This window comes from Duganella sp. GW821-FHT07G03 (genome assembly GCF_059418605.1).
In genome coordinates this window covers 158,328-166,498 of sequence record NZ_JBWKQE010000015.1, presented here as the reverse complement: position 1 = coordinate 166,498, position 8,171 = coordinate 158,328, and the positions used below count along the sequence as shown (strand labels likewise).

Below are 8,171 nucleotides of genomic sequence, written 5' to 3'. Positions count from 1 at the left end.
CACGAGAGTGGAGTGGTCGGAGGCGGCGGGGGGGGAGAAGAAACAGGCCACGCGTGGCACAATGCCGGAACTGACCCCGCACCGGCGCCGGCGGGTTTTAAACCGTCAGAACTTCTTTTTCTTTTTCGGCGACCATCTTGTCGATGTCAACGATGAACTTGTCGGTCAGCTTCTGCACCTCGTCGGTGCCGCGGCGCTCGTCGTCTTCCGAGATCGCCTTGTCCTTGACCAGCTTTTTCATGCCTTCGTTGGCGTCGCGGCGGATGTTGCGGACGGCGATTTTCGCGTCTTCCGCTTCGCTCTTGACCAGCTTGACCATTTCCTTGCGGCGCTCTTCGGTCAGCGGCGGGGTCGGCACGCGGATCATGTCGCCCTGCGACGACGGGTTCAGGCCCAGGTCGGCGTCGCGGATGGCTTTCTCGATGGTGGCGGCCATCTTCTTCTCGAACGGCTGCACACCGATGGTGCGGGCGTCGATCAGGGTCACGTTGGCGACCTGGGTCAGCGCGGTCGGCGAACCGTAGTACTCGACCTGCACATGGTCCAGGATGCCGGTGTGGGCGCGGCCGGTACGAACCTTGGCCAGATCGGCGCGCAAGGTTTCCAGCGATTTGATCATGCGCTCTTGCGCACTTTTTTTAACGTCAGCTACGGACATTGCTGCTCTCCTGTGATCGGAATGTAATATAAACGTAATGCGTTAAACGTGAACCAGTGTACCCTCATCCTCGCCCATGATGACGCGCATCAGCGCGCCCGGCTTGGTGATGGAGAACACTTTGATCGGCAGTTTCTGGTCGCGGCACAGCGCGAAGGCGGTGGCATCCATGACCTGCAGATGCTTGGCGATGGCTTCGTCGAAAGTGATGGAGCTGTACAGCGTGGCGTTAGCATCCTTCTTCGGATCGGCGGTGTAGACACCGTCGACCTTGGTGGCCTTGAGCACGATCTCCGCGCTCATCTCCGAACCGCGCAGCGCGGCGGCGGTGTCGGTGGTGAAGAACGGGTTGCCGGTGCCGGCCGCAAACACCACGACCTTGCCTTCTTCCAGATACTGCAGGGCTTTCGGGCGCACATACGGCTCGACCACCTGCTCGATGCCGATCGCCGACATCACGCGGGCGGTGATGCCGACATGGCGCATCGCGTCGGCCAGGGCCAGCGCGTTCATGACGGTGGCCAACATGCCCATGTAGTCGGCGGTGGCGCGGTCCATCCCTTGCGCGCCGGGGGCGACGCCACGGAAGATGTTGCCGCCGCCGATGACGATCGCCAGTTCCACGCCCAGTTTCGCGACCTCTGCCACGTCGGCGACCATCCGTTCGATCGTGCCGCGGTTGATGCCGTAAGGATCATCGCCCATCAGGGCTTCGCCGGACAATTTGAGGAGGACGCGCTTGTAGGCTGGTTTTGACATGAGACGAGGCTCCTAAGTTGGGTTGATTCGGGTAAGGCTGCCGGCGCCCATGATACCTTGGTCGGCGCCGGGAACGACTGTGTGTTGCGGGCAAAACTTTGGTCGGGCTAAAAAAACGGGCCTCTCGGCCCGTTTTCTTTGGTATTACGCTCCCTGGGAAGCAGCCATCTGTGCGGCCACTTCTGCGGCGAAGTCGTCAACCTTCTTCTCGATGCCCTCGCCGACCACGTACATGGCAAAGGCTTTCACGGTGGTCGATTTTTCTTTCAGCATCTGCTCGATCGATTGCTTGTCGTTTTTCACGAAAGCCTGGTTCAGCAGCGATACTTCTTTCAGGTACTTCTGTACCGAACCTTCCAGGCGCTTGGCCAGGATTTCCGGCGATTGCGCTGGCTTGCCTTCGGCAACAGCTTTGGCTGCGTCTTCTTCAGCTTTCAGTTTTGCAACCGAACGCTCTTTTTCGATCAGTTCCGCTGGAACCTGCTCGGACGACAGCGACACTGGCTTCATGGCAGCGATGTGCATGGCCACGTCTTTACCAACTTGCTCGTCGGCGCCGTCGAAGTCGACGATCACGCCGATGCGCGCGCCGTGCAGGTAGGAAGCCAGCTTGCCGGTGGTTTCGAAACGCTGGAAGCGGCGGATCGACATGTTTTCGCCGATTTTACCGATCAGTGCTGCGCGCACTTCGTCCAGGGTCTTGCCGTCCAGCGGCAGTGCCAGCAGGGCAGCGACGTCGGCCGGGTTGTGCTCGACAACCAGGCGTGCGGCGTTGTTGGCCAGGGCCAGGAAGTCGTCGTTTTTCGCGACGAAGTCGGTTTCGGAGTTGACTTCAACCAGCGCGCCTACGCCGCCGGCGATGAAGGTTGCCACGACGCCTTCGGCGGTGATGCGTGCCGATGCTTTCGATGCCTTGCCGCCCAGCTTGACGCGCAGGATCTCTTCAGCACGACCCATGTCGCCTTCGGCTTCGGTCAGTGCTTTTTTGCATTCCATCATAGGCGCGTCAGTCTTCGCGCGCAGTTCGCCTACCATTGCTGCAGTAATAGCTGCCATGTGATTCTCCTGTATTCGGTGTTCGGGTGGGGTGGTGAGCGCTGCTCAAACCACTTACGTTAAAAAAAAGGGGGAGCTGTTGGCCACCCCTTTTTCCTTACAGCTTGTTACGAGCGATTAAGCCTGCTCGTTAACTTCGACGAATTCGTCGCCAGCTGCAGCTTTAACCATTTCAACTACTTCGTTACCGGCAGCAGCACGGCCTTCCAGGATGGCATCTGCCACGCCGCGGGCGTACAGAGTGATGGCTTTCGACGAGTCATCGTTGCCTGGAATGACGAACTGAACGCCTTCTGGCGAGTGGTTGGTATCGACCACGCCGATAACTGGGATGCCCAGTTTTGCGGCTTCGGTGATGGCGCCTTTATGGTAGCCAACGTCAACGACGAAGATTGCGTCAGGAACGCCGCCCATGTCCTTGATGCCGCCGATCGATTTTTGCAGCTTGATCATTTCGCGTTGGAACATCAGCGCTTCTTTTTTCGACAGCTTCTCAACCGAACCGTCTTCGATCGTCGCTTCCATGTCTTTCAGGCGCTTGATCGAGGTCTTGATGGTCTTGAAGTTGGTCAGCATGCCGCCCAACCAACGCTGGTCGACGAAAGGAACGCCTGCGCGTGCTGCTTCAGCAGCAATGATTTCGCGAGCTTGACGCTTGGTGCCGACCATCAGGATGGTGCCACGGTTCGAAGCGACCTGTTTCACGTGCTTCATCGCTTCTTGATACATACCCATCGTCTTTTCCAAGTTGATGATATGGATCTTGTTGCGGTGACCGAAGATGAAAGGAGCCATCTTTGGGTTCCAGAAACGGGTTTGGTGACCGAAGTGGACACCGGCTTCCAGCATTTCGCGCATAGTTACGGACATATTAAACTCCAGGGTTGGGTCTGGAATCCGATCAGTCACCATATAGGCACCCTTGTCGACCGGATTCGCGTTTATTAATGTGGATTTCCACGGGATTTTTACAACATTGCTCAAAACCGAATTCAAGCAACCCGAGATTCTACCCTGAAAACAGCCACTTAGGCAAGCACTGTACGCCTGCGCGCGCCCCTCGCCCAAGCTTGGCGCACTGCACCACTTTGCCTCACGGCAGCGCTTTTTCCGCACCGCCATGTCTTGTTACAAATAAAAAGGCAACTATTTTGAGCATAAGTAACTATTTTGTAATATCATGGCGAAAACTTTAATTCCATCTTGTTAATAGTTATTTCGCATCCACTACACTGTTGAAGGTTCGCCCCCATGTCCATCCTCTTTGCCGTGACACTAGCCGCAGTTTCCACTGTCCAGCCAAGTTGCTCCTGGGATCGCCCTGGCGTTAATCCTTACACCGGCAAGACTGCCGCCGCCATCGACCGCTACACCGACATCCCGGCCGACGTGCGCAGCACGCTCAAGCGCCGCATGGAAGAAGGCCAGTCCGACGACAAGGTCACCATCACCCGCGACGGCATCAGCGGTAAGAACCAGTACGATCCGGCCATCCGCGACATGCACTTTGGCGCCGCCTCGGTATGTGCGACCGTCACCCGCGCCAAGTGGAGCGAGAAGCGCCAGGAGCCGGGCGCGGTCTACTGCGTCGACCAGCACTGCATTCTGGTGCCCAAGATTTGCGGCAACGTCAGCCGCATCAACCGCGTGCCGGCCGCCGCCAAGGCGCCGGCCGCGGCGGCGCCGGTCGCCGCTAAATTAGGCGACCAGCTCGACGCCAAGGACCTGGGCCTGGCCAACGCCGAACAGCCCGAGCCTGAAGAACCGACCGCGGAGGAATTGGCTGAGCGCGATCTGCAACAGCGCCAGGCGGCCGACAAGGCAGCCAAACACGGCCGACAGGCGGGCGGCATGGACCTCCTCGACATCAACGACGACGACCTGCCCGACCTGCTGACGGACGGAGGCCTGCGCCCGTTTCCAGGGTATTTCCCCAACGACAACGATAGCACCTTGCCAATGGCTACCCCGGTGCCTGAAGCCGACACCTGGGCCATGCTGCTGGCCGGCCTGGGCGTGCTCGGCGTCATCGCGCGCCGCCGGCGCGCCACCTCCCGTCAAGGCTGAAGCGTCCGGCACGCCGTTCCGAGCGTGGCGCCCATGCGTCGCGCCAGGCACCATCCTTGCATTCCCGAGCGGGGCCGCCCCGCGTCGTTTATAATTTCGACATATTTGCACGCCGCGAGCTGATCCCATCCGCTCGCCGCCTGCGTTTTTACCGTTTACTTTGCTGATTGCGATCCATTATGTCTATTTCCATTAAATCCGCCGAAGATATCGCCGGCATGCGCGTGGCCGGCCGCCTGGGTTCCGAGGTGCTGGACTACATCACGCCCTTCGTCAAGCCAGGCGTGACCACCGGCGAACTGGATCGCCTCTGCCACGAATACATGGTCAACGTGCAGGGCACCATCCCGGCGCCGCTGAACTACTGCCCGCCGGGCTACACGCCCTACCCCAAGGCCATCTGCACCTCGGTCAACGACGTCATCTGCCACGGCATCCCGGGCGACAAGGTGCTCAAGAACGGCGACGTGGTCAACCTCGACATCACCGTCATCAAGGACGGCTACCACGGCGACAACAGCCGCATGTTCTTCATCGGCGAGCCCTCGATCCTGGCCAAGCGCCTGTCCGACATCACCTACGAGTGCATGTGGCTGGGCATCGCCAAGGTCAAGGCGGGCGCGCACCTGGGCGACATCGGCCACGTGATCCAGCAGCACGCGGAAAAAGCCGGCTACAGCGTGGTGCGCGAATTCTGCGGCCACGGCATCGGCAAGATCTTCCACGAAGAGCCGCAGGTGCTGCACTACGGCCGTCCCGGCACGCTGGACGAGCTGCAGGCCGGCATGATCTTCACCATCGAGCCGATGATCAACGCCGGCAAGCGCGAGATCCGCGAAATGGGCGACGGCTGGACCATCAAAACCAAGGACCGCAGCCTGTCGGCCCAGTGGGAACACACCATCCTGGTCACCGAGACCGGCTATGAGGTGCTGACGCTGTCGGCCGGCAGCCCGCCGCCGCCGGCTTTCATCACGGGCGCGGCGCCAGGCGCGTCAGCCAGCGCCGTAGCCGCCTAAGCCCCGCATGACGACGGCGGCGATGAAGAAGGAACTGCGCGAACAACTGAAGCGCCAGCTGAAGGCCGACCGCCAGGTCGTCATCGCCGGCTTCCAGGCCGACGGCATGCCCGAAAAGCTGCTGCGCAGCCTGCGCCAGAGCGTCGACGCGGTGCTGACCACGGCCTGGCATGCAGCCCGGCTGCCGGCCAACACCGCGCTGGTCGGCGTCGGCGGCTACGGCCGCGGCGAGCTGTTCCCCTATTCCGACGTCGACCTGCTGATCCTGCTGGAAAAAGCGCCGGACGCCGCCACCACCGGCAAGCTGGAAGAACTGGTGCAACTGCTGTGGGACCTGGGTCTGGAGATCGGCCACAGCATCCGCACGGTGGACGAATGCCTGAGCGAATCGGCGGCCGACATCACGGTGCAAACCAGCTTGCTGGAAGCGCGCCTGATCTGCGGCGACGAGCCGCTGTTCCAGCAGCTGCAGCAGCGCTACCAGGCGGCGATGGACCCGCGCGCCTTCTATCACGCCAAGGTGCTGGAGATGCGTCAGCGCCACGCCAAATACGAAGACACCGCCTTCAGCCTGGAGCCGAACTGCAAGGAAAGCCCGGGCGGCCTGCGCGACCTGCAGATGATCCTGTGGATGGTCAAGGCCGCCGGCCTGGCCAACTCCTGGCGCACCCTGGCCACCAGCGGCCTGATCACGCAGACCGAAGCCAAGCAGCTGATGGAGAAGGAACGCGCCTTCAAGGACATCCGCGTGCGCCTGCACCTGCACGCGGGCCGGCGCGAAGACCGGCTGGTGTTCGACGTCCAGACCGCGATCGCCGAATCGCTGGGCCTGCAGGCCACCGGCAGCGGCGTCAACATGCGCCGCGCCAGCGAATACCTGATGCAGCGCTACTACTGGGCCGCCAAGACCGTTACCCAACTGAACACCATCCTGCTGCAAAACATCGAGGAACGGCTGTTCCCGAAAGCCGGCGTGCCGGTGCGCATCAACGAGCGCTTCAACGACGTCAACGGCCTGATCGACATCAGCGAGGACGACACCTTCGCCACCACGCCGTCGGCGATGCTGGAGATCTTCGTGCTGATGACCGAGCGCCCTTCGCTGCAGGGCATGACCTCGCGCACCATGCGCGCGCTGTGGCACGAGCGCTTCAAGATCGACGCCGCCTTCCGCGCCGATCCGGTCAACCGTTCGCTATTCCTGCGCATCATGCAGGCGCCGGTGGGCATCATCCACGCGCTGCGCCGCATGAACGACCTGTCCATCCTGGGTCGCTACCTGCCCAACTTCCGCAAGATCGTCGGCCAGATGCAGCACGACCTGTTCCACGTCTACACGGTGGACCAGCACATCCTGATGGTGGTGCGCAATATGCGCCGCTTCACGATGGCCGAGCACGCGCACGAGTACCCGTTCTGCAGCCAGCTGATGGCCAACTTCCCGCAGCCGTGGCTGCTGTACCTGGGCGCGCTGTTCCACGACATCGCCAAGGGCCGCGGCGGCGACCACTCCAAGCTGGGCACGGTCGACGCCGAGCAGTTCTGCCTTGAACACGGCGTCAGCGCCGAGGACACCGAGCTGGTGGTGTTCCTGGTCGAGAACCACCTGACCATGTCGCAAGTCGCGCAGAAGCAGGACCTGTCGGACCCGGACGTGATCGCCGCCTTCGCCAAGGTGGCCAAGGACGAGCGCCACCTGACCGCGCTGTACCTGCTGACGGTGGCCGACATCCGCGGCACCAGCCCGAAAGTATGGAACGCCTGGAAGGCCAAGCTGCTGGAAGACCTGTACCGCATCACCTTGCGCGTGCTGGGCGGCGAGCCGCACAGCGCCGACCACGAACTGAAGCACCGCCAGCAGGAAGCGCTGGCCACCTTGCGCCTGTACGGCCTGCCGCCGGACGCGCACGAAGCGTTCTGGAAGCAGCTCGACGTCGCCTACTTCCTGCGCCACGACGCCTCCGACATCGCCTGGCAGACGCGCGCGCTGTACGACCGCTTCACCAGCGACAAGCCGGTGGTCAAGTGCCGGCTGGCGCCGATCGGCGAAGGTTTGCAGATCGCCGTCTACATCAAGGACCAGCCGGACCTGTTCGCGCGCATCTGCAGCTACTTCGACCGCAAGAACTTCAGCATCCTCGACGCCAAGATCCACACCACCCGCCACGGCTACGCGCTCGACACCTTCCTGGTGACCGAGCAGAGCTTCGCCAAGAGCTACCGCGACATCATCAGCCTGATCGAGCACGAGCTGTGCGCGCTGCTGACCAACCTGGAGCCGCTGCCGGCGCCGGGCAAGGGCCGGCTGTCGCGGCTGTCGCGCACCTTCCCGATCCAGCCGACGGTGGACCTGCGCCCGGACGAGCGCGGCCAGTACTACCTGCTGTCGGTGGCGGCCAACGACCGCACCGGCCTGCTGTACTCGATCGCCAACGTGCTCACCAAGTACAAGATCAACCTGCACACCGCCAAGGTGATGACCCTGGGCGAGCGCGTCGAGGACGTGTTCCTGATCGACGGCGCCACGCTGAACAACGCCCGCAGCCAGATCCAGCTTGAAACCGACCTGCTGGACGCGATCAAGGTATAAACTAGTTTCACCCTTTTTAGAA

Annotated in this window: 7 protein-coding genes; 3 read left to right on the top strand and 4 right to left on the bottom strand. The window is 61.9% G+C overall.

Translation table 11 applies throughout. The features are described 5' to 3' along the window. Positions 1–97: 97 nt before the first annotated feature. The 4 genes from frr to rpsB all read right to left on the bottom strand — a co-directional run bounded on the left by frr (position 98) and on the right by rpsB (position 3,343). On the bottom strand, positions 98–658 hold the full coding sequence (frr, locus tag AC07OK_RS19585) for a ribosome recycling factor (RefSeq protein WP_008449292.1): 561 nt from the start codon (positions 656–658) through the stop codon (positions 98–100). A gap of 42 nt (positions 659–700) precedes the next feature. Next, complete coding sequence (pyrH, locus tag AC07OK_RS19580) at positions 701–1,417, bottom strand: UMP kinase (protein WP_008449294.1); 717 nt, start codon at positions 1,415–1,417, stop codon at positions 701–703. A 144-nt stretch (positions 1,418–1,561) separates the two neighbouring features. After that, positions 1,562–2,473: a translation elongation factor Ts gene (gene tsf, locus AC07OK_RS19575; protein ID WP_116988647.1), complete on the bottom strand. Its 912-nt coding sequence runs from the start codon at positions 2,471–2,473 to the stop codon at positions 1,562–1,564. 117 nt (positions 2,474–2,590) lie between these two features. After that, on the bottom strand, positions 2,591–3,343 hold the full coding sequence (rpsB, locus tag AC07OK_RS19570; RefSeq protein WP_070271614.1) for a 30S ribosomal protein S2: 753 nt from the start codon (positions 3,341–3,343) through the stop codon (positions 2,591–2,593). A gap of 381 nt (positions 3,344–3,724) precedes the next feature. Between rpsB and AC07OK_RS19565 the strand changes: the two genes are divergently transcribed. The 3 genes from AC07OK_RS19565 to AC07OK_RS19555 all read left to right on the top strand — a co-directional run bounded on the left by AC07OK_RS19565 (position 3,725) and on the right by AC07OK_RS19555 (position 8,149). Continuing rightward, positions 3,725–4,540, top strand: coding sequence for an MHFG family PEP-CTERM protein (locus tag AC07OK_RS19565; RefSeq protein ID WP_494691857.1), 816 nt, complete (start codon positions 3,725–3,727; stop codon positions 4,538–4,540). A 179-nt stretch (positions 4,541–4,719) separates the two neighbouring features. Next, entirely contained in the window at positions 4,720–5,559 is an 840-nt protein-coding gene (map, locus tag AC07OK_RS19560) for a type I methionyl aminopeptidase (protein ID WP_494691856.1), read from the top strand. Between the two features lie 7 nt (positions 5,560–5,566). Continuing rightward, on the top strand, positions 5,567–8,149 hold the full coding sequence (locus tag AC07OK_RS19555) for a [protein-PII] uridylyltransferase (RefSeq protein ID WP_494691855.1): 2,583 nt from the start codon (positions 5,567–5,569) through the stop codon (positions 8,147–8,149). Positions 8,150–8,171: the final 22 nt, after the last annotated feature.